Source organism: Roseovarius sp., assembly GCF_965228755.1.
Classification (GTDB): domain Bacteria; phylum Pseudomonadota; class Alphaproteobacteria; order Rhodobacterales; family Rhodobacteraceae; genus Roseovarius.
Genome location: NZ_CBDDIG010000005.1, coordinates 273,155 through 292,313 on the forward strand (window position 1 = coordinate 273,155; position 19,159 = coordinate 292,313).

Annotated in this window: 22 protein-coding genes; 13 read left to right on the forward strand and 9 right to left on the reverse strand. The window is 65.9% G+C overall.

The window, feature by feature from the left end; genetic code table 11:
- Positions 1-37: 37 nt before the first annotated feature.
- From ACO07J_RS04645 to ACO07J_RS04665, 5 genes are all read right to left on the reverse strand, one after another.
- The gene (locus tag ACO07J_RS04645) at positions 38-1,243 is read right to left on the reverse strand and encodes an endonuclease/exonuclease/phosphatase family protein (RefSeq protein ID WP_422026738.1); all 1,206 of its coding nucleotides are present in this window, start codon (positions 1,241-1,243) and stop codon (positions 38-40) included.
- Between the two features lie 196 nt (positions 1,244-1,439).
- Complete coding sequence (locus ACO07J_RS04650) at positions 1,440-1,904, reverse strand: macro domain-containing protein (RefSeq protein ID WP_422026740.1); 465 nt, start codon at positions 1,902-1,904, stop codon at positions 1,440-1,442.
- A complete protein-coding gene (locus ACO07J_RS04655; RefSeq protein WP_422026742.1) occupies positions 1,901-2,887 on the reverse strand; it encodes a threonine ammonia-lyase in 987 nt (328 codons plus the stop codon). Before ACO07J_RS04655 ends, ACO07J_RS04650 begins: the two co-directional genes overlap by 4 nt.
- Positions 2,884-3,720: an alpha/beta fold hydrolase gene (locus ACO07J_RS04660; RefSeq protein ID WP_422026744.1), complete on the reverse strand. Its 837-nt coding sequence runs from the start codon at positions 3,718-3,720 to the stop codon at positions 2,884-2,886. Before ACO07J_RS04660 ends, ACO07J_RS04655 begins: the two co-directional genes overlap by 4 nt.
- Entirely contained in the window at positions 3,720-4,403 is a 684-nt protein-coding gene (locus ACO07J_RS04665; protein ID WP_422026746.1) for a haloacid dehalogenase type II, read from the reverse strand. Before ACO07J_RS04665 ends, ACO07J_RS04660 begins: the two co-directional genes overlap by 1 nt.
- 208 nt (positions 4,404-4,611) lie before the next feature.
- Between ACO07J_RS04665 and ACO07J_RS04670 the strand changes: the two genes are divergently transcribed.
- The gene (locus tag ACO07J_RS04670; protein WP_300893833.1) at positions 4,612-5,040 is read left to right on the forward strand and encodes an FKBP-type peptidyl-prolyl cis-trans isomerase; all 429 of its coding nucleotides are present in this window, start codon (positions 4,612-4,614) and stop codon (positions 5,038-5,040) included.
- 297 nt (positions 5,041-5,337) lie between these two features.
- Here ACO07J_RS04670 and ACO07J_RS04675 read toward each other — a convergent pair whose 3' ends face one another.
- Complete coding sequence (locus ACO07J_RS04675; protein ID WP_422026749.1) at positions 5,338-6,327, reverse strand: NADPH:quinone reductase; 990 nt, start codon at positions 6,325-6,327, stop codon at positions 5,338-5,340.
- A gap of 124 nt (positions 6,328-6,451) precedes the next feature.
- Here ACO07J_RS04675 and ACO07J_RS04680 point away from each other — a divergent pair, with 124 nt between their 5' ends.
- Positions 6,452-6,769, forward strand: a complete 318-nt coding sequence (locus ACO07J_RS04680; RefSeq protein WP_422026751.1) for a hypothetical protein — start codon at positions 6,452-6,454, stop codon at positions 6,767-6,769.
- 41 nt (positions 6,770-6,810) lie between these two features.
- Here the strand turns inward: ACO07J_RS04680 and irrA are convergent, their stop codons facing one another.
- A complete protein-coding gene (gene irrA, locus ACO07J_RS04685) occupies positions 6,811-7,242 on the reverse strand; it encodes an iron response transcriptional regulator IrrA (RefSeq protein ID WP_422026753.1) in 432 nt (143 codons plus the stop codon).
- Positions 7,243-7,410: 168 nt separating this feature from the next.
- On the opposite strand from irrA, the gene fabA reads away from it, so the two are divergent.
- The 5 genes from fabA to ACO07J_RS04710 all read left to right on the forward strand — a co-directional run bounded on the left by fabA (position 7,411) and on the right by ACO07J_RS04710 (position 11,811).
- Complete coding sequence (gene fabA / locus ACO07J_RS04690; RefSeq protein WP_422026755.1) at positions 7,411-7,920, forward strand: bifunctional 3-hydroxydecanoyl-ACP dehydratase/trans-2-decenoyl-ACP isomerase; 510 nt, start codon at positions 7,411-7,413, stop codon at positions 7,918-7,920.
- An 88-nt stretch (positions 7,921-8,008) separates the two neighbouring features.
- Positions 8,009-9,238 (forward strand): beta-ketoacyl-ACP synthase I, encoded by a 1,230-nt coding sequence (fabB, locus tag ACO07J_RS04695; protein WP_422026757.1) that lies wholly within the window; start codon positions 8,009-8,011, stop codon positions 9,236-9,238.
- A gap of 10 nt (positions 9,239-9,248) precedes the next feature.
- Positions 9,249-10,040: an enoyl-ACP reductase FabI gene (locus tag ACO07J_RS04700; protein ID WP_422026759.1), complete on the forward strand. Its 792-nt coding sequence runs from the start codon at positions 9,249-9,251 to the stop codon at positions 10,038-10,040.
- 75 nt (positions 10,041-10,115) lie between these two features.
- Positions 10,116-10,433: a hypothetical protein gene (locus tag ACO07J_RS04705; protein WP_422026761.1), complete on the forward strand. Its 318-nt coding sequence runs from the start codon at positions 10,116-10,118 to the stop codon at positions 10,431-10,433.
- 70 nt (positions 10,434-10,503) lie between these two features.
- Positions 10,504-11,811 carry an aminomethyltransferase family protein gene (locus tag ACO07J_RS04710; protein ID WP_422026763.1) on the forward strand — a complete coding sequence of 436 codons (1,308 nt, stop codon included), beginning with the start codon at positions 10,504-10,506 and terminating at the stop codon, positions 11,809-11,811.
- A gap of 155 nt (positions 11,812-11,966) precedes the next feature.
- Here ACO07J_RS04710 and ACO07J_RS04715 read toward each other — a convergent pair whose 3' ends face one another.
- Together ACO07J_RS04715 and ACO07J_RS04720 are read right to left on the reverse strand one after the other, a co-directional pair.
- Positions 11,967-12,926 (reverse strand): IS5 family transposase, encoded by a 960-nt coding sequence (locus ACO07J_RS04715; protein WP_422026765.1) that lies wholly within the window; start codon positions 12,924-12,926, stop codon positions 11,967-11,969.
- Positions 12,927-13,032: 106 nt separating this feature from the next.
- Positions 13,033-13,902 carry a hypothetical protein gene (locus ACO07J_RS04720; protein WP_422026767.1) on the reverse strand — a complete coding sequence of 290 codons (870 nt, stop codon included), beginning with the start codon at positions 13,900-13,902 and terminating at the stop codon, positions 13,033-13,035.
- Between the two features lie 121 nt (positions 13,903-14,023).
- On the opposite strand from ACO07J_RS04720, the gene miaB reads away from it, so the two are divergent.
- From miaB to ACO07J_RS04750, 6 genes are all read left to right on the forward strand, one after another.
- On the forward strand, positions 14,024-15,346 hold the full coding sequence (gene miaB, locus ACO07J_RS04725; protein ID WP_422026769.1) for a tRNA (N6-isopentenyl adenosine(37)-C2)-methylthiotransferase MiaB: 1,323 nt from the start codon (positions 14,024-14,026) through the stop codon (positions 15,344-15,346).
- Between the two features lie 297 nt (positions 15,347-15,643).
- Entirely contained in the window at positions 15,644-16,189 is a 546-nt protein-coding gene (locus ACO07J_RS04730) for an OmpA family protein (protein WP_422029699.1), read from the forward strand.
- 9 nt (positions 16,190-16,198) lie between these two features.
- Positions 16,199-16,498 (forward strand): hypothetical protein, encoded by a 300-nt coding sequence (locus ACO07J_RS04735; RefSeq protein ID WP_422026771.1) that lies wholly within the window; start codon positions 16,199-16,201, stop codon positions 16,496-16,498.
- 145 nt (positions 16,499-16,643) lie between these two features.
- Positions 16,644-17,657 (forward strand): PhoH family protein, encoded by a 1,014-nt coding sequence (locus tag ACO07J_RS04740; RefSeq protein ID WP_422026773.1) that lies wholly within the window; start codon positions 16,644-16,646, stop codon positions 17,655-17,657.
- 70 nt (positions 17,658-17,727) lie between these two features.
- Entirely contained in the window at positions 17,728-18,216 is a 489-nt protein-coding gene (gene ybeY, locus ACO07J_RS04745; protein ID WP_422026775.1) for an rRNA maturation RNase YbeY, read from the forward strand.
- Between the two features lie 54 nt (positions 18,217-18,270).
- Entirely contained in the window at positions 18,271-19,155 is an 885-nt protein-coding gene (locus ACO07J_RS04750) for a hemolysin family protein (protein ID WP_422026777.1), read from the forward strand.
- Positions 19,156-19,159 lie beyond the last annotated feature (4 nt).

The following is a 19,159-nucleotide window of genomic DNA, read 5'->3' on the forward strand; positions in this document are numbered from 1 at the left end:
TCCCTTCCCTTCCTTGCCGGCCCGTTTCGGGGGGCCGTTATCCCCTGTATAGGTCCATATGCGCCATCACCTGTCCATGGTCCGACGCCAGCTTGTTATAGGGCGCTTCGGGGTGCGATCCATCGGTGAGGTGGTCGTTGAAGGCGCTGAAATAGGTCATTTCGCCGATCCGGTCGTCGAAATCGGGGTGGAAATGGCGCGACAGGAAGATCTGGTCGATCGATTCGAAGACCCCGCCGAAGGCCGCCGTGTAGACCATGTCGCGCAGGGATTTGCGGACGAAGAGCTTTTCGGCGGAATGCAGGCGGACGCGCTCGATATCCTCGGTGATCTGGAGGTTTTCCTGTTCGCTGTAGCGGTCGGTGGGGCTTTGGGCGTCGTGGCGCAGCATCCAGGCGTAGTTGCGGAAGGGGGTTTCGCCGGTGATGATTTCCGAGCTGACGGCGTCTTCGCCGTCGTTGAAATCGCCCATGGCCATCACCGGGTTGCCGGCCTGAAGCTCGGCCACGATCTCGCGCCGGAGCACCCAGGCCTCGGCCATGCGGCGCAGCGCTGAGCGGAGGGAGCCCATGGCGCGGCCGACGGGATCGTACCTGGTGAGGTCTTCCTCGGGCGCATAGGCGGCGCCGTCGGGCTTGATGTATTCGCCCAGCTTGGATTTCAGGTGGCAGTTGAAGACGGTGATGGTCTGACCGCCGATGGGGATGCGGGCCTTGAGGATCGGGCGCGAGAGGCGGCGGAGGGTGTAGTGGCCGGCGTCCTGCGCGTCGAGCCCGCGGAGGGGCTGGAAGGGGATGTGGAGCGGTTGGAGCAGGTCCTGGATGATCTCGGGCGGCTCGGCGAAGCCGAAGCGCGACAGCAGCGCCAGGCCGGGGCGGCGCTTGCCCGGCTGGCCGGTATCGGCGGAATTGGGGGCGAAGGCCAGCTCGGCCTCGCCGTAAGGGTCGACGCGGATGCGGTCGAAGATGACCTTGCGGTGATAGCGCTTGGACTTGTCGGGGACCGTCGCGGCGTTGAGCACCTCGGCCCGCTCGGAGGCTTCCTCGATCACGTCGATCAGCGGCTCTTCCTCGAAGATCTCCTGAAAGCCCACGATATCGGCGTTCATGGTCAGAAGCTGATCCGCCAGCCAGTCGGTCTTCCAGGCGTATTCCTCGGGCGTGTATTTCTGGAACTGGTAATATTCCTTGTCGGCGCCGATGAGGTTCTTGACGTTGAAACTGGCGATGGTGAAGCGGGGCATGGCGGGCCTTTGGATTTCTTGCGGTCAGTTGGATAAGTGAAAGGAATTGGCGGAAAACTGTGGATAAGCTGCGCGATTTGGCGCTGTGTGGGAAAGGCGGCACCGTTTTCCGCGCGGAAAACGGGGTGGAAAATGCGCATTTTCCAGCCCGGAACTTGCGCAAATTCCGGGGCGGGACGTCAGGCCATCCATGCGCTCAGCCCTTCTTGTCCGGCAGGACGACGAGGGCATGGTCCTGCCCCTCGAGCGCGGCGTCGATGATCGGGGCGATCTCGTCCCAGTCGCCGCCGGCCATTCCCGCGCCGATCAGAGGATAGCCGACGCGGGCGTCAGGAAACTTCTTGGCGATCGCCTCGAAGGCGGATTTCACAGCGTCGTAATCCACCTTCTTGCCACGGCCGCGATAGTCGAACTGGGTGTAGGCGTTGACCACGGTCAGCTCGTGGCCATCGCACTCGACCGTGGCATGGGTGATGGTGCCCAGCTTGTCGCGGTCGCCCTTTTCGGTTTGCTTGTCGGCCTTTTCCGCCTCGGGAAATTCCTTCGCGATGATCTTGGCGATGCCCGCCCCCATCTCGTTCTGGCAGTTGCAGCCATGCACGATGACATCGAACCGCCCGGATTTGCCGAGCTCCACCAGGTCGCCCTCGATGGTTTTCATGGGCCCTCCTCGAGCGTTGCCAGCGCCCGGCGAAAGACCTCCGTGTCGACATTGCCGCCGGAGATGGTGCAGATCACCGTGTCGCCCTCGATCTCGTCGCCGTGGTAGAGCGCGGCGGCCAGCGCCGCGGCGCCGCCGGGTTCGGCCACCAGCTTCAACCGCTGGAAGGCCACGCCCATGGCGCGCAGGCAGTCCTCCTCGCTGACCGCGATGCCGGGGCCGCAGAGGCGTTGCAGGATCGGGAAGGTGATCTCGCCTGGCGACGGCGTGAGGATGGCGTCGCAGATATTGCCCGAGGCGCGGGCGTTGCCCTCGCGCTGGCCGGATTGGAGCGAGCGGGTCACGTCGTCGAATCCTTCCGGCTCGACCGGGCGGGCGCGGAGGCCGGGCGCCTCGGCCTCGCAGGCCATGGCGATGCCCGAGGTCAGCCCGCCGCCGCCGCAGCAGACCAGCACGTCGCCGCTCTCGATGCCTTCCTCGCGCGCCTGTTCGACGATCTCGAGCCCGCAGGTGCCTTGCCCCGCGATGACCAGCGGCTCGTCATAGGGCCGGATGAGGGTCAGGCCCCGCTCGGCCACCAGCGCGTCGCCCACCGCCTCGCGGCTTTCGCCGCCGGCACGGTCGTAGAGCACGACCTCGGCCCCCAGGGCGCGGGTGTTGTCGATCTTCAGCTTCGGCGCGTCGGCGGGCATGATGATGATGGCCGGCACGCCGTATTCGGCGGCCGCCTTGGCCACGCCCTGGGCGTGGTTGCCGCTGGAATAGGCGATGACGCCCTTGGTGCGGGTTTCGGGGTCGAGCCCCGACAGGGCCGAGCGGCCGCCGCGATACTTGAAGCTGCCGGTATGTTGCAGGCATTCGGCCTTCACGAAGACGCGGCGGCCAGCAATCTCGTCAAGGAAGGGGGAGGAGAGCAGGGGCGTGCGCCGGGCGTGGCCTTTCAGGCGCTCGGCCGCGGCGCGGATCATGGTGATGTCGCTCAAGTGGTTCTCTCCAGCAGGGCGCGGATCGCGGTGAGGGATTCGGGTTCGTCGAGGAAGGGCACGTGGCCGCGGTCGGGGACGACGGCGGTGATCATCTCGGGGTGGCGGGCGTTCATTCCGGCTTGCGTCTCGGCGGTGAAGAGGTCGGAATTCTTCCCGCGGATCGAGGCGAGCGGCTGGTCTTTCAACCCGTCGAAAAGCTGCCAGAGGTCGGGCGCGTCGCCCGCGCCGGCCTGGCCGATCATGGCGTCGCGCAGGCGCGAGTCGTAGCGGATGCCGATGCCGCCATCGTCGGGCTTTTCGAACCACATGAATTCCGCCTGCTCGCGCCAGCGGGTCAGCGGCACGCCGGGAAAGGCGGCCTCGTTGCCCGCTTTCAGCGCCTCGGCGGCGCTGTCGAGATCGGGGAAAGGGGGCGTCTTGCCCACGTAATCCATGATCCGCTCGATGCCGATGGGGGCGACCTCTGGCCCGATATCGTTGAGGACCACGCCATTGAGGCGGTCGGGATGGGTGTGGGAGAGGGCCATGGCGATCAGCCCGCCGCGCGAGGTGCCGATGATGGTGGCCTTGTCGAGACCGAGGTGATCGAGCAGTTCGACCGCATCCTGCCCTTCGCGCAGGATGTTGTAGGTCATGTAATCCTCGGCGTAATCCGATTGCCCGCGCCCGCGGTAATCGAGCCGGATCAGGCGGGTCCCGGCCATGTGCGGTACGAGGTAGGTGAAATCGGTGGTGTTCCGGGTGAGCCCGGCAAGGCAGAGGACGGGCGGGCCGTCGCCCTGGTCCTCGTAATAGAGCGACAGGCCGTCGGAGGTGGTGAAGCTGGGCATCAGGTCGCGATCTCCGGTATGCCGGTGAGGTCTTTCATGACGGTGTCGGGCCGGGCGGGCAGGCGGTCGATGGGCTGGCCGGCGCGGTTGACCCAGGCGGTGCGGAAGCCGTAGCCGGCGGCGGCCGCGGCATCCCAGCCGTTGGAGGAGACGAAGAGCACCTCCTCCTTCGCGCAGCCGAAGCGCTGGCCGACGAGGTCATAGACGGTGCGGGCGGGCTTGAAGATGCCGACGCTTTCGACCGAGAGCACGTCGTCGAGCAGCGCGCCGATGCCCGCCGATTGCACCGCGCCGTCCAGCATGGGGGGCGAGCCGTTGGAGAGGATGGCGGTGGCTTTTCCCTGATCCTTCAATGTCTTGAGCATGCCCGGCACTTCCGGAAAGGCCTCGAGCTCCCAGTAGAGCTGGAGCAGGCGCTCGCGCAGCTCCGGGTCGCCCGCCAGCCCCTCGGCCTCGAGCGCCCAGTCGAGCCCGTCCTGGGTGACCTGCCAGAAATCGGTATGCTCGGCGGTGATCGCCCGGAGCCAGGTGTATTGCAGCTGTTTGCTGCGCCAATGCTCGGCGATGGCGGGCCAGTGATCGCGGAACGCCTCGCGCCCCGGTTCCTCGGCGGCGGTGCGGGCGGCGGCGGCCACGTCGAAGAGCGTGCCGTAGGCGTCGAAGATGCAGGTGGTGATGGCCATGACTTTCCCTCCCCCTCACGGGCGGCAGGTTGGCATGTCTGGCGGGCGGGTGAAAGGCCCATTTCCCGTCGTGCAGGGGCGGGCCGGTCGCGCGCGTGCGCGCGGCTGTTTGCAATCTCGTGTCGGCGTTGCTACGTTGAGGTTTGTCGAGACAAGCACCCGCGGCGCACGCGGCCTTGTAAACCCATCCCAAACGATCGGATCCCATATGACCCAGGCAAAGACGGGCGACACCGTACGTATTCACTATACCGGCACCTTGACTGACGGTTCCACCTTCGACAGCAGCGAAGGGCGCGACCCGCTGGAATTCACCGTGGGCTCGGGCCAGATCATCCCCGGGCTCGATGCCGCCCTTCCGGGCATGGAAGAGGGCGAGAAGAAAACCGTCGAGGTTCCGGCGGACGAGGCCTATGGCCAGCCCGACCCGAACGCCAAGCAGGCCGTGCCGCGCGCCGACATTCCGGAAGATATCCCGCTGGATATCGGCACCCAGCTTCAGGTGCAGACGCCGCAGGGGCAGGTGATGCCGGTGACGGTGGCGGAAGTGACCGAGGAGCAGGTGATCCTCGACGCCAACCACCCGCTGGCGGGCAAGGACCTGACGTTCAACATCGAGCTGGTCTCGGTGGCCTGAAGATATACGCCGGATTGTCCGGTAAGTTGAAACGCGCGCAAGGCCGAGGGGCCTTGCGCGCGTTTTTCGTGTGGGGGTGAGGAGCCGGGAGATGGGCTGCCCGTGGGTGTGACACCGCCCGGAATCAAGCCGCGCCTTGGCGCGGCGCCGGGCGAGCGCCCGTCCGCCCCGAGGGCGGGCGCTTTGGCAACGGTGCCAAGCAGAGTATTCGTCGGAAGTAGGCTGAACCATAAATCAACCATCACACCCGTCGGAGCGCCCACCCGCGGACGGCCGCTCGCCCGGCGGGTTGCTGCCTTAACCGAGGTCCAGCAGAACCGCCCCGGCGCGGCCCGGTTCCAGCACGATATCCTGTGCCTCGGCAGCCTTTTCCAGCGGGAGAACATGCTCGACCTCCGGTTTCAGCGACCCGTCGGTCAGCGCCTTGTGCAACCTTTCGATCGCCTCGAAACGGGGGGCGTCGGGCAGAATGTAGATCAGCGTGATATCGAGTTTCAGCGCCTTGAACAGGAACGGCCCGAATGGCAGTTCCGGCGTCATGTTCTTGACCGAGCCATAAGCGGCGACGGTGCCGAGCGGTTTCATCACCTCGGCCAGGAGCGCGGCGTTCACGCCGAATTCCACCTCGACGGCGCGGTCGACACCGACGCCGCCGGTCAGCTCGGTGATCTTCGCGGCAAGCTCGGGGTCGGCGTAGTCGAGCACGTGGTGGGCGCCTGCCGCCTTGACCCGGTCGGCGCCGCCCGATGAAGAGGTGGCGATGACCGTGGCGCCGCCCGACCTGGCGAGTTGCACCGCGTTGTGGCCCACGGCCCCGGCGCCGCCGCTGACCAGCAGGGTCTGCCCGGCCACGTCGCCGCCGCCGAAGACGGTCTGCGCCGCTGTCAGGCCGGGGATGCCCAGCGTGGCGCCGGCCTCGAGCGAGACGCCCTCGGGCAGGGGGACGGCCTGTGCCTCGGGCAGGGCGATGTATTCGGCGGCGGTGCCGAAGGGGCGCTGCCACTGGCCGTTCCAGATCCAGACGCGCTGGCCGACACGGGAAGCATCGACACCGTCACCCACGGCCTCGATCACGCCGCTGCCGTCGGAATGGGGGATGATTCGGGGGTAGGGCGGCTTGGTGACCCCGGGGCGAGAGCCGGCGCGGGCCTTGGCATCCGACGGGTTCACGCCCGAGAAGGCCACGCGGACCAGCACCTCGCCCGGCCCGGCGGTGGGGGCCTCGGCCTCGCCGGTTTCGAGGACCTCGGCGGCGGGGCCGAAACGGTCATACCAGACAGCGCGCATGGTGCATTCCTTCCTGTTGAATATTCCGGTGAAACATGGGCTTGCGTGGGGTTGTAAAGGTTTCGTTTACCATACGCGCCTAATGCTCGGACCGTGAAAAGTAAACTTGGAGTGGTCAAGGATCATGGAAAAAAGACGAACGCTCGGCATTGCGGCGCTGATGGTGACGGGGGCTTTGGCCGGGTGCGGCACACCCGAAAGCATGACCGAACCGCTGGTCTCCTCCTTCAACGAGGCGAGCGTGGAAATTCAGGTGGGGCAGGGCGACATGGGGTTCATGTCGCAGGAGCTTCGAACCCAGGCGATCGCACGGGCCGATGCGAAGGCGGTGGAGATTTGTGCGCGCGGGCCGAACCGCCGGGCGGAGTTCGCAAGCCAGAGGCGCGTGCCAATTAACCAGTACGTGTCGGTGACGAAAAGGCTTTACCTGTGCCTTAAATAGCGCGGTCGGCGGCCCGTTCGAGAGGCGCCGGGCCGTCGCACTTACCCCTGCCGATTGGTGCGGCGCAGGCGGATGACCACGTCGACGCTGGCCACCTCGGCCCCGTCGGGGGCCTTGGGCAGGCGGGCGATCTCGAGCTCCTCGGCGGGGGCGTCGGTGAGTTTCTGGTCGTCTTCCCAGAAGAAATGCGGGTGATCGTGGGTGTTGGTGTCGAAATAGCTTTTAGAGCCGTCCACCGTGATCTCCTGCACGAGGCCGGCATCACAGAACGCCTTGACCGTGTTGTAGATCGTCGCCAGCGACACTTTCTCGCAGGCGTCCTGGGCCGAGGCATAGAGGCTTTCGGCGGTGAAATGGCGGTGCCGGCCGTCGCCGATGAGCAGCGTCGCGAGGGCGACGCGCTGTCTCGTCGGTCTCAGGCCCGAGCCTGCTAGCCACGCCTTGGCGCGTGCGTTCGCTTGCGTTTCGGTCATTTTCCACCTCTTGGATCGGGTGCAATATAAGCAGTGCCACAGGGGGATTTCAAACAAATTTCATGGCTCTGGCCCCCGGCCAAGGGGGCTGCGCGGGCTTGCAAGGCGCTTTGCCGCGATGGTAAGCAGCGGGGACTGTGCCGTATCCAACATGAAAGGGTCGCCTGAATGGCCGACTACCCGAGCAGCTTCGACAAAGATGACCTGCTGAAATGCGCCCGGGGGGAATTGTTCGGCCCCGGCAACGCCCAGCTGCCCGAGCCGCCGATGCTGATGATGGACCGGATCACCGATATCTCGGCCGATGGCGGGCTGCATGGCAAGGGGCACGTGGTGGCCGAGTTCGACATCACCCCCGACCTGTGGTTCTTCGAATGCCACTTTCCCGGCAACCCGATCATGCCGGGCTGCCTGGGGCTTGACGGGCTGTGGCAATTGACCGGCTTCAACCTCGGCTGGCGCGGCTGGCCCGGGCGGGGCATGGCCGTGGGCGTGGGCGAGGTGAAGCTCAAGGGCATGGTGCGGCCCGACCGCAAGAGGCTGACCTATTACGTCGATTTCACCAAGGCCGTGCAGACCCGCCGCCTGACCATGGGCGTGGCCGATGGCCGGGTCGAGGCCGATGGCGAGGAAATCTACCAGGTCAAGGACATGAAGGTGGCCCTCAGCGAGGGCTGAGCGACTTCGGCGACGGGAGCCGCCCCTGCCATCTTGCACCACCCTTCCCCAATGCCCTACAAGGCACTGAGACAGCTAGGGAGGCAATATGCGCCGCGTCGTCGTCACCGGGCTGGGGATCGTCTCCAGCATTGGCAACAATGCCGAGGAAGTCCTTGCGTCGCTCAAGGGCGGTAAGTCCGGAATCACCGCCAACGAGGAGATGGCCGAGCACGGCTTTCGCAGCCGGATCGCGGGCGATCTGAAGATCGACGTGTCCGAGCATGTCGACAAGCGGACCCTGCGCTTCATGGGCCCGGGGGCGGCCTACGCCCATATCGCCATGCAACAGGCGATTGCCGATGCCGGGCTCGAGGAAAGCGATATCGTCAACCCGCGCACCGGCCTTGTGGCGGGGTCCGGCGGGCCGTCGACCTCTGCGATGCTGAGCGCGCACCAGACGGTGCTGAAAACCGGCGGGACCAAGCGGATCGGGCCCTTCGCGGTGCCGAAATGCATGTGCTCGACCGTGTCGGCGAACCTGTCGACCGCCTTCAAGATCAAGGGCATCAACTATTCCATCACCTCGGCCTGCTCCACCTCTCTGCATTGCATCGGCAACGCGGCCGAGCAGATCATGATGGGCAAGCAGGACGTGATGTTCGCCGGCGGCGGCGAGGAGCTGGACTGGACGCTCAGCTGCCTCTTCGACGCGATGGGTGCGATGTCGTCGAAGCGCAACGACACGCCCGAGGCGGCGAGCCGGGCGTTCGATGCCGACCGCGACGGGTTCGTGATTTCCGGCGGCGGCGGGATGCTGGTGTTGGAGGATCTCGAACACGCAAAGGCCCGCGGCGCCAAGATCTATGCCGAGGTCACCGGCTATGCCGCCACCTCGGACGGGCATGACATGGTGGCCCCCTCGGGCGAGGGCGGCGAGCGGGCGATGCGGCTGGTGCTCGACCAGCTGGGCAACGAGCGCAAGGTGGGCTACATCAACGCCCACGGCACCTCGACCCCCGTGGGGGATGCCGGCGAGGTGGCCGCGGTACGGCGCATCTTCGGCGAGGGCCACGTGCCGCCGATCAGCTCGACCAAGTCGATGACCGGCCATGCGCAGGGCGCGGCCGGCGCGCTCGAGGCGATCTTCTGCCTTCTGGCGCTCGAGCATGATTTCATCATCCCGTCGATCAATGTCGACACGCTGGATCCGGAGATCAACGAGGGCGAGATCGCCACGGCCTGCGTCGAGAATGCCGGTCTCGACACGGTGATGACTAATTCCTTCGGCTTCGGTGGCACCAACGGCTCGATGCTGATGAGCAAATTTCACGGATAGGCAATAGCAGATGAACAATTCGATGAAGGGCATGCGCGGGCTGGTCATGGGCGTGGCGAACGACCGCTCGATCGCCTGGGGCATCGCCCGGGCCATGCACGAGGCGGGCGCCGAGCTGGCGTTCTCCTACCAGGGCGAGGCCTTTGGCAAGCGGGTGCAGCCGCTGGCGGCGTCGCTGGGCTCGGACATGCTGCTCGACATCGACGTGACCGACGAGGCCTCGCTCGATGCGGCGTTCGGAAAGCTGGGCGAGACCTGGCCGACCATCGACTTCCTCGTTCATGCCATCGCCTATTCGGACAAGTCCGAACTGACCGGCCGGTTCCTCAACACCAGCCGGCACAATTTCAAGCATTCGATGGACATCTCCTGTTATTCCTTCATCGAGGTTGCCCGCCGGGCGCATCCGCTGATGAAGGAGAAGGGCGGCACGATGCTGACGCTCACCTACCAGGGCTCGAACCGCGTGGCGCCGAATTACAACGTGATGGGCGTCGCCAAGGCGGCGCTGGAGGCGACCACGCGGTACCTCGCCAACGACCTCGGGCCGGAAGGCATCCGGGTCAACGCCATCTCGCCCGGGCCGATGAAGACACTGGCGGGCGCGGCCATCGGCGGCGCGCGGCGCACCTTCCGGCATACCGAGGAGAACGCCCCGCTCAGGGCCAATGCCACGCTCGAGGCGATCGGCGGCACGGCGGTCTACCTCGCCTCGCCCGCGGGCGCCTGCACCACGGGCGAGATCATCCGCGTCGATGGCGGTTATCACGTGCTGGGCATGCCGCAGGCCGAGAACCTCTGAAACCGGGGCCGCGCCGGCCCGATTCCGCCACGCCTTTGCCCTGCTTTGGCCAAACCGGCCTGCTAGGCGGCGATCATGGATTACATTCGGAAAGCCCAGGACCGGCATCGTGAGGAACCCGCCGTCAAGCGCTCTGACTGGGCGCGGCGCTGGGCGCGGACGGTGCTGGCCCTTCTGATCTTCACCTCCCTCTACGGGATTTGGCAGGATCGCGCCCTGGCCCCGCCGGTGCATGACGGCATGCACAGGATGGCAGGCCATATCATGTACGCGGTGGAGCATTCCGACGACCTGCGCGGCTTCGTGAAACAGACCTTCAGCAGCCCCTCGGGTAGCAGTGTCCAGCAGGAGTTCGATCCGATCACCCGCTGGCTGCTGAAATGGACAAGCTGACCGGGCACGCCTGACATCTGCCGACAGCGGCCTTGACGCCCTCCGGGCGCGACCCCACGTCATACGGGCGATGCCGACACAGAAGCGATCCCACCCCAACGTCCCGGGAATCGACCAGAGCGACCGCCTGGTTCCGGTCAACCTGCGCCAGAGCGGCCAGACGCCCGTTCAGATGCTCATCTCGACACGGGTCCGCAAATCCCCCTTCTGGCACCTGTCGATCGAGGCGGGCGCGTGGCGCGCCACCGTCTACAACCGCATGTATCACCCGCGCGGCTATATCCGCCCCGAGGATGGCGGCGCGATGGCCGAATACCGGGCGCTGGTGCATGGCGTGACCCTCTGGAACGTGGCGGTCGAGCGCCAGATCCGGGTAAAGGGCAAGCAGGCGGAGGATTTCGTCAACTACGTCATCACCCGCGATGCCAGCCGCATCAAGGTGATGCGGGGAAAGTACTGCATCCTGTGCAACGAGAAGGGCGGCATCCTGAACGATCCGGTCGTGCTGCGGCCCGCGCGTGACGAGTTCTGGTTCTCGCTGTCCGACAGCGACCTGATGCTGTGGCTTCAGGGGGTGAACACGCCCAGGGCCTGGGATGTGGAGATCGACGAGATCGACGTGGCGCCCCTGCAGGTACAGGGCCCGCTGTCCGAGGACATGATGGCCGAGCTGATCGGCGAGGACCTCCGCAAGATTCCTTATTACGGTCTGATGGAGGCAGAGATCGCCGGCGCGCCGGTGCTGATCAGCCAGACCGGCTTTTCCGGCGAGAAGGGCTACGAGGTCTATGTCTACAATGCCCACGAGGCGGCCGAGCAGGTCTGGTACGCCCTGCGCGGCGTGGGGGCGCGCTATGGCCTGCGGGTGATCGCCCCGGGCCACCACCGCCGCATCGCCGCCGGCATCCTGAGCTGGGGGCAGGACATGGATCACGAGACCTCGCCCTTCCAGGTCAACCTGGCCTACCAGGTGCCGAAGAAGAAAAAGGCCGACTATATCGGCAAGGCCGCGCTGGAAAAACAGCGCGAGCAGATCGAGGCGGGCAGCTATCCGTTCAGCCTCAAGCTGGTCGGCATGAAGATGGGCGGCCGCCCGATCATCGATTACGCGCCGGATTTCTGGCTGATCCAGAACGGCAAGGGCACGCGCTGCGGCTATGTCACCTCGCCCTGGTGGTCGCCGGAGCTGGAGACGAATATCGCGCTGGGCTACGTGCCGTGGGCCCTGTCGAAGGTCGGCACCGAACTGAAGGTGGAGCTGCCCGAAACCTATGCCGAGCAATCCGGCGAGCCGGTGGATGCGGTTGTGTCGGAGGTGCCGTTCGTCGCCTCCGAGCACCCCAGCGCGCGGGAGCGGAAAAAGGGCAAGGGCGAGTAGGAGCGTTTTCTTGAAAGAGACCTCAGCGAAACGCACGCCTCTCTCGCAGGTGGATGTCCGAGGTGGTTCTGAAGCGGCTACCGCTTTGGCCTGTGCTCTGCCGGGGTTTTCGGTCGCTCCGGCCTGTGAGGATGCATGAGGATAACCGTCTTCGCTCAGCCGTAGAGGCTTCGGAACCGCGCGCCTTTCCACAGGTTCCAGCCGACGGCGGCCAGCCCGGTCAGGATGCGCATCTTCGCAAGCCCCAGGAACCGGGTCCGGCGCAGGCCCCAGTGCCGTTTCCAGTGCCCGAAGATCGCCTCGACCCGGGCACGGGTGACCCCGATCTCGACGTTGCGGGCCTTGTCCTGCGGGCCGAGCCGCTTGTGCTTCGCGCCGCGCTGCTGCACCCGGTCGGCCATGCCCGTCCGCGCCACCAGCGCCCGGCTGCGCGGGCTGGAATAGGCCCCGTCGGCATAGAGCGCCGCCTCGTCGCCCACCACCAGATCCTCGAGGCTGTCCACCTCCGCCCGGTTGCCGGGGCTCACCGCCACCCGCCGCACGAACCCGTCCTCGTCGGCATTGACGAAGGCCTGCCAGCCCCAGACCGCCCGCCGGCGGCCCTTCACCGTCAGCTTCACCGCCGAGCCCGCCTCCGGGTCGCGGCGGTCGTAGCCGCTCTGCGCCGCCTCCACCACGGTCGCGTCGATGATCGCGATCCGCCCCTCGGCGAGCACCACACGGGCCTCCTCCAGCATCGCCACGACCTCGGCCAGAACCGCCTCCAGCCGGTCGCCCAGACGCGCCCGGAACCGCCCCAGCGTCGAGGCCTCGGGCACGCCCTGGTCCAGCTCCAGCCGGCAGAACTTGCGGAACAGGAGGTCCCGCGCCAGCTGCGCGGAAAGCTTCACGTCGCTCAGGTCGTACCACAGCCCCAGCAGCAGCGCCCGAAAGAGCGTCTGCGCCGGATAGCCCGGCCGCCCCGTCTGCCGCCGCTCCTCGCCCCGCGGCAACAGCGCCTCGATCCGGGACCAGTCGATCACCTCCTCCACCGCGTCCAGCGCCCCAAGCGCGGGATGCTCGAACAGCTCATGGGAGGCGAAAAGGGCGGGCTGGGTGGTGAAGCTCTGTCTCATGGCCAATCATACCACTTCGACCGAAACAGAAGAATCCTCAAAGTTTCGCTGAGGTCTCTGAAAAGAAAACGGGCCGAAATCTTTTAAAGATTTCGGTAGGTTGCGCCTAGAACCACTGTCCCGGCTCCATCAGGCCGAGGTCGAGCAACTGGCGCGAATGCCACTCGAACGGGGCCGAGTTGTGCCAGCGGAAATCGTGGATGTCGAAGGTCGAGCCCGGGTTCGTCTTCAGCGCCTTGGCCGTGCGGAAGGACACCACCGCCGCCGTCAGGTTGTTGTGCCAAGGGCAGGCATAGGTGTTGTATTCCTCGTCGGAAAACGTGTGGTTCTCGCGCAGGGTCAGGCCCGGCTTGGCCCGGAACAGCGAGATTCGGTCGATCTTGCGCCGCTCGGGCGGGATATGCTCCTCGTAGCGCCAGCGGAGGCCGCCGTAGAAATCGAGCTGCCGCTCCTTCGGGTGGTTGTGGTTGTCGGGGTCGTTGCGGGCCAGCGCGTAATAGCCCGACTTGTCGAGATTGGCATCCTCCAGCGCGACCGCGTTCTCGTGCCGGTCGAGGTCGCCCGCGTAGATGTCGATCACGTAGGTCAGCATCGCCTCGCGCCGTTCCTCGCCGTGGAAGGTGGCCAGCTCGCCCACGGTGCGGGATTCGCAGAACGGGAAGAACAGGTATTCGGCGTTGAAGCAGTAATAGAGCCAGATGCCCGGCGCGGCGGCGATCACCCGGTTGACGACCTCGGTGAACCCCGCGGCCCGTTTGACGTCGTGATCGACGCGGATCACCTTTCGGGCGACATCCGCCGCCAGCGGGAAGGCCGGCGGCATCAGCACCACGACCTGCCTGAAGCCCAGGTCGAGATGATGGCGCAGCGTGCTGTCGACCTCGATCTCGTCCTCGATGAAGATCAGCGCCACCGGCCCTTTCGCCAGCAGCGCGGCACCGTTCGTCAGGAATGCGTTGAGGCTGGAATGGCGCATTTGTCTTCCCTGGCTGACCGGTCCCGAAATTCGGCCAATTCGCGACGCATTGCAAGTGACCCCGGCCTTGATGTAGGGAAACGCCCTGATCCCTTTCACAAGCTCCGGGGCGCGCGATACGATGGCCGAGGCGAAGAAACTCTACATCAAGACCTATGGATGTCAGATGAACGTCTATGACAGCGAGCGCATGGCCGAGGCCATGGGCGGCGCGGGCTATGTCGAGACGCAATCGCCTGACGATGCCGACATGATCCTGCTGAACACCTGTCACATCCGGGAAAAAGCGGCCGAGAAGGTCTATTCCGAGCTGGGCCGGTTCCGCGGGCTCAAGGAGGCGCGGCCCGACCTCAAGATCGGCGTGGCCGGCTGCGTGGCCCAGGCCGAGGGCGAGGAGATCATGCGCCGCCAGCCGATGGTCGACCTGGTGGTGGGGCCCCAGAGCTATCACCGCCTGCCCGAGCTCGAGGCCAAGGCGCGGGGCGGGGGCAAGGCGCTCGACACCGATTTCCCGGTCGAGGACAAGTTCGACGCGCTGAAGCGCCGGCCCAAGGCCAAGCGCGGCCCGACCGCCTTTTTGACCGTGCAGGAGGGCTGCGACAAGTTCTGCGCCTTCTGCGTCGTTCCTTACACCCGCGGTGCCGAGGTCAGCCGGCCTGCGGCCCGCGTGCTGGACGAGGCGCGCGACCTGGTCGAGCGCGGTGTGCGCGAGATCACCCTGCTGGGCCAGAACGTCAACGCCTATCACGGGCCGGGCCCGGATGGCGGCGACTGGTCCCTGGCGCGGCTGATCTGGGCGCTCAACGACATCGACGGGCTGGAGCGCATCCGGTTTACCACCTCGCACCCCAACGACATGAGCGACGACCTGATCGCGGCCCATGGCGAATGCGAGAAGCTGATGCCCTACCTGCACCTTCCCGTGCAATCGGGCAGCGACCGGATCCTGAAGCGGATGAACCGGAGCCACACCGCCGAGAGCTACCTGCGGTTGATCGAGCGGATCCGCGCGGCGCGGCCCGATATCCTGATGTCGGGCGATTTCATCGTCGGCTTCCCGGAGGAGACCGAGGCGGATTTCCAGGCCACGCTCGACCTGATCGAGGAAGTTCAGTACGGCTACGCTTTCTCGTTCAAGTACTCGGCCCGCCCCGGCACGCCGGCGGCGGAACGTCCCATGGTGGACGACGCCGAGGCCTCGGAGCGGCTGCAACGGCTGCAGGCGCTGATCACCCGCCAGCAGCGCGCGGTGCAGGATTCGATGGTGGGTCGCCGGGTCAAGGTGCTGTTCGAGAAACCGGGGCGCCTGCCGGGCCAGATGGTGGGCAAGTCGGACTATCTGCACGCCATCCACGTGGCCGAATCCGACGCGCAGCCGGGCGAGCTTTCGGAGGTCGAAATCATCGAAAGTGGGGCCAATTCGCTGGCCGGAAGGCCGGTTTGACAGGCCGTGCGCCGGGGCGGGGACGCCACTTAACCCGGTGATTCAAGACTGTCGGCTAAGGCCGCATTGTCAATGAATAAACCCTGAATCCGCGTTCCCGACCCCGGAACGGAACGGACTTGTTTCCCGTGTGGCAACAATGTGGCTTCATTTAGGCTTCACAACAAAGGGAAACTTGTTACACTCAAACAATAATTTCATTTCGCACGGATTCTCTGCTCATTTTTTCGTGCGATCTGGGGGGTTAACATAAGGACAGTGGCTGTGACCGAATATCTTTCGAAAACAGTTCGCGGCATCCTCGGCGGGCTTGCTGCCGCCGTCATTGGTTTGTCAGTGACGGCAAGTTTTGCCGAGGCCCAAAGCGGCCAGCGCGTGGTTGTCGGCGAACGGTACGTTCCTACGATCTGGGTCGATCCCGATGGCTGTGAACACTGGGTGATGGACGACGGCTGGGAAGGGTACATGTCCCCCCACGTGACGCGCCAGGGCATTCCCGTCTGCCGCCGCGGCAACGTGTGCGGGGTGATGAACTCGGATCAGCTTTTCGCGACCGACAGCGCCCACATCAACGCCGCAGGGCGTCAGCGGCTGGCCAGCTTCTTCCAGCAGACCCAGGCGATTTCCTACATCATCGTCGGACACACCGACAGCCGGGCCTCGGACGAGTACAACCTCGACCTGTCCCTGCGCCGTGCCAACTCGGTGGCCCGGATCGCCGCCTCGACCGGCGCGCGGATCGCGGATGTGCGCGGCTATGGCGAGCGCATGCCGAAGGCGCCGAACTCGACGGCCGCCGGCATGCAGCAGAACCGCCGCGTCGAAATCATCTGCATCCGCTAGGGGGATACCATGAATATCGTGAAAATCTGCGCCGTTCTCGGTGCCGCCGTGCTGGTGACCGGCTGTGTCGGGTCCAAGCAGAACAAGACCGTCGACCGCGGCTTCGACAGCAAGCACCTGAGCCAGCTTCAGGCCGGCATCTGGGTCGACCCGAACGGGTGTGACCACTGGATCATCGACGACGGGATCGAGGGCTACCTCTCGCAGCGTCTCGACCAGTACGGCAAGCCCGTCTGCTCGGGCACCGCGCCGCCGAACGTGGCGACCGGCGCCTTCAAGCGGGGCTCGCCCGTGGCCGACCCGATCTGATCGGGGCCGCATATGCATCGAAAAGCCGCAGGCCAGGCGCCTGCGGCTTTTTTTGTGCCAGCTTGATGACAAAGCCACCCTTTATCTTGCAGTTGCGCCGCCATCTTGGCACCATATATTCCACACGCTGGTTCAGGAGATCTGTTTGGCTACAACCGCGCTGCCCCCGATGGACGACTCTTCCGCCCTGCATGAAGAGACCGTTGAATTTCCCGATAATTTCCTCCTCATCGACCTGTGCGGCGAGCATGACCGCAACCTGGCCGAGATCGAGCGCCAACTGGGTGTCCAGATCATGCGGCGCGGGAATCAGCTCTCGGTGGTGGGAGAGGAGCCGCTGGTCAAGGAAGGCGTGGGCGTGCTGACCGCGCTCTATGCCCGGCTCGAGGCGGGGCGCCCGGTGGAAACGGCGGATATCGACCGCGAGCTGCGCATGGGCGGCGGCCGGCCCGAGCCGCAGACGGAAAGCTGCGACGGCGACCAGCTCGAGATGTTCAAGGGCGGCCCGGTCGAGATCAAGACCCGCAAGAAGCTGGTCGAGCCGCGCACGGATGCGCAGAAGGCCTATGTCCTGTCGCTCTTCAACAACGAGATGGCCTTCGGCATCGGCCCGGCGGGCACCGGCAAGACCTACCTTGCCGTGGCCGTGGGCGTTTCCATGTTCATCGAGGGTCATGTCGACCGGATCATCCTCGCGCGCCCCGCGGTCGAGGCGGGCGAGAAGCTGGGCTACCTGCCCGGCGACATGAAGGAGAAGGTCGACCCCTACATGCAGCCGCTCTACGACGCGCTGAACGATTTCTTCCCCGCCAAGCAGGCCGCCAAGCTGATCGAGGAGAAGCGGATCGAGATCGCGCCGCTGGCCTTCATGCGGGGCCGGACGCTGGCCAATGCCTTCGTGGTGCTGGACGAGGCGCAGAACGCCACCTCGATGCAGATGAAGATGTTCCTGACCCGCCTGGGCGAGGGCAGCCGCATGGTCATCACCGGTGACCGCAGCCAGGTCGACCTGCCGCGCGGCGTGACCAGCGGGTTGCACGATGCCGAGCGGCTGTTGCGGGATATCCCCAACATCTCGTTCAACTACTTCACCTCGAAGGACGTGGTGCGCCACCCGCTGGTGGCGAAGATCATCGAGGCCTATGAGAAGGACGTGTGAGGCGGGGCGCCGTTTTCTTGGAAGAAAACGGGCCGGAAAATTCGAATTTTCCGGGCCCCCGTGGTAAGCGATGCAGATCGACATTCTCTACGAGGACGACCGCTGGGAGGCGGCGGGGCTCGGCCCCTTGGCCGAGCGCGCGGCGGAGGCCACGCTGCTGCATCTCGGGCTCTCGCCGGAAGAGTGGGAGGTCTCCCTCCTCGCCTGCGACGATGCCCGGATTGCCGTGCTGAACGCGGATTTCCGTGACAAGCCCACGCCCACCAACGTGCTCTCCTGGCCGTCGGAGGAGCGCGCCCCGGACGACCCCGGCGCCGTGCCCGACCTGCCAGAACCGGGTCTCGACCCCGAGCTGGGCGATATCGCCATCGCCTACGACACCTGCGCGCGCGAGGCAGAGGCCGCGGGCAAGCCGATGGCCGATCATGTCACCCACCTGATCGTTCACGCGCTGTTACATCTTCTGGGCTATGATCATGTGCGTGACCAAGATGCCACTTTGATGGAAGCAACCGAGGTGGCGATACTTGGCAAGCTGGGTCTGCCTGACCCATATTGAAACATCTGCGGGGCGCGTGTATGCACGCCCCACCTTTTTTTGGACCTAAGGACAATGGGCGACAGCACAGACGCATCTTCTAACGCGGCGCGTTGCGCGCAGGCGGACAGCCAGGAGAGCGAAGAAGAGCAGGGCGGTTTTTTCCGCCGCATATTCGATGCGTTCAGCACAGGCGAAGAGAATGGCGAGGGCGACGGGACAAGCGCGCCGCGCCCCGGCGCGCTGGGCCTCGGCAACCTGCGGACCCTGACGGTCGAGGATGTCTCGGTGCCCAAGGCCGATATCGTGGCGGTGCCGGTCGACATCTCCAAGGACGAGCTGGTGAAGGTCTTCCGCGACAGCGGCAAGACGCGGCTGCCGGTCTATGACGGCACGCTCGATTCGCCCGTGGGCCTCGCCCACCTCAAGGATTTCGCGCTGAGCTACGGGTTCAACGGCAAGGGCGGCAAGTTTTCGCTCAAGCCGCTGGTGCGGCCGCTGCTCTACGTGCCGCCCTCGATGCCGATCGGTGTCCTGCTTCAGAACATGCAGAGCGAACGGCGCCACATGGCGCTGGTGATCGACGAGTATGGCGGGGTCGACGGGCTGGTCACGATCGAGGACCTGATCGAACAGGTCGTGGGCGAGATCGAGGACGAGCACGACACCGGCGACGACACCTACTGGATGCAGGAGAAACCGGGCACCTACCTCGCCCAGGCCAAGACCCCCCTCGACGAGTTCGAGGAGGAGATCGGCCAGTCGCTGACCGAGGCCGAGGAGGTGGACGAGGAAGAGATCGACACGCTGGGCGGGCTGGTCTTCATGCTGCTGGGCCGGGTGCCGGTGCGCGGCGAGATGGTCGAACACCCGGGCGGCACGGTCTTCGAAGTGGTCGAGGCCGACCCGCGCCGCATCAAGCGGCTGCGCGTGCGTCTGCCCGGACACGCGGACGCCTAGGGCG

Excerpts from the sequence above, each read along its gene's own strand:
- ACO07J_RS04650 (WP_422026740.1), bottom strand. The coding sequence starts at position 1,904 with ATGAAAACCATCGAGGGCGACCTGGTGGAGCTCGGCAAATCCGGGCGG.
- ACO07J_RS04645 (WP_422026738.1), bottom strand. The coding sequence starts at position 1,243 with ATGCCCCGCTTCACCATCGCCAGTTTCAACGTCAAGAACCTCATCGGC.
- miaB (WP_422026769.1), top strand. The coding sequence starts at position 14,024 with ATGGCCGAGGCGAAGAAACTCTACATCAAGACCTATGGATGTCAGATG.
- ACO07J_RS04700 (WP_422026759.1), top strand. The coding sequence starts at position 9,249 with ATGAACAATTCGATGAAGGGCATGCGCGGGCTGGTCATGGGCGTGGCG.
- ACO07J_RS04705 (WP_422026761.1), top strand. The coding sequence starts at position 10,116 with ATGGATTACATTCGGAAAGCCCAGGACCGGCATCGTGAGGAACCCGCC.
- ACO07J_RS04675 (WP_422026749.1), bottom strand. The coding sequence starts at position 6,327 with ATGCGCGCTGTCTGGTATGACCGTTTCGGCCCCGCCGCCGAGGTCCTC.
- ACO07J_RS04660 (WP_422026744.1), bottom strand. The coding sequence starts at position 3,720 with ATGCCCAGCTTCACCACCTCCGACGGCCTGTCGCTCTATTACGAGGAC.
- ybeY (WP_422026775.1), top strand. The coding sequence starts at position 17,728 with ATGCAGATCGACATTCTCTACGAGGACGACCGCTGGGAGGCGGCGGGG.
- ACO07J_RS04750 (WP_422026777.1), top strand. The coding sequence starts at position 18,271 with ATGGGCGACAGCACAGACGCATCTTCTAACGCGGCGCGTTGCGCGCAG.
- ACO07J_RS04680 (WP_422026751.1), top strand. The coding sequence starts at position 6,452 with ATGGAAAAAAGACGAACGCTCGGCATTGCGGCGCTGATGGTGACGGGG.
- ACO07J_RS04710 (WP_422026763.1), top strand. The coding sequence starts at position 10,504 with ATGCCGACACAGAAGCGATCCCACCCCAACGTCCCGGGAATCGACCAG.
- ACO07J_RS04720 (WP_422026767.1), bottom strand. The coding sequence starts at position 13,902 with ATGCGCCATTCCAGCCTCAACGCATTCCTGACGAACGGTGCCGCGCTG.
- ACO07J_RS04670 (WP_300893833.1), top strand. The coding sequence starts at position 4,612 with ATGACCCAGGCAAAGACGGGCGACACCGTACGTATTCACTATACCGGC.
- irrA (WP_422026753.1), bottom strand. The coding sequence starts at position 7,242 with ATGACCGAAACGCAAGCGAACGCACGCGCCAAGGCGTGGCTAGCAGGC.
- ACO07J_RS04735 (WP_422026771.1), top strand. The coding sequence starts at position 16,199 with ATGAATATCGTGAAAATCTGCGCCGTTCTCGGTGCCGCCGTGCTGGTG.
- fabB (WP_422026757.1), top strand. The coding sequence starts at position 8,009 with ATGCGCCGCGTCGTCGTCACCGGGCTGGGGATCGTCTCCAGCATTGGC.
- ACO07J_RS04715 (WP_422026765.1), bottom strand. The coding sequence starts at position 12,926 with ATGAGACAGAGCTTCACCACCCAGCCCGCCCTTTTCGCCTCCCATGAG.
- fabA (WP_422026755.1), top strand. The coding sequence starts at position 7,411 with ATGGCCGACTACCCGAGCAGCTTCGACAAAGATGACCTGCTGAAATGC.
- ACO07J_RS04665 (WP_422026746.1), bottom strand. The coding sequence starts at position 4,403 with ATGGCCATCACCACCTGCATCTTCGACGCCTACGGCACGCTCTTCGAC.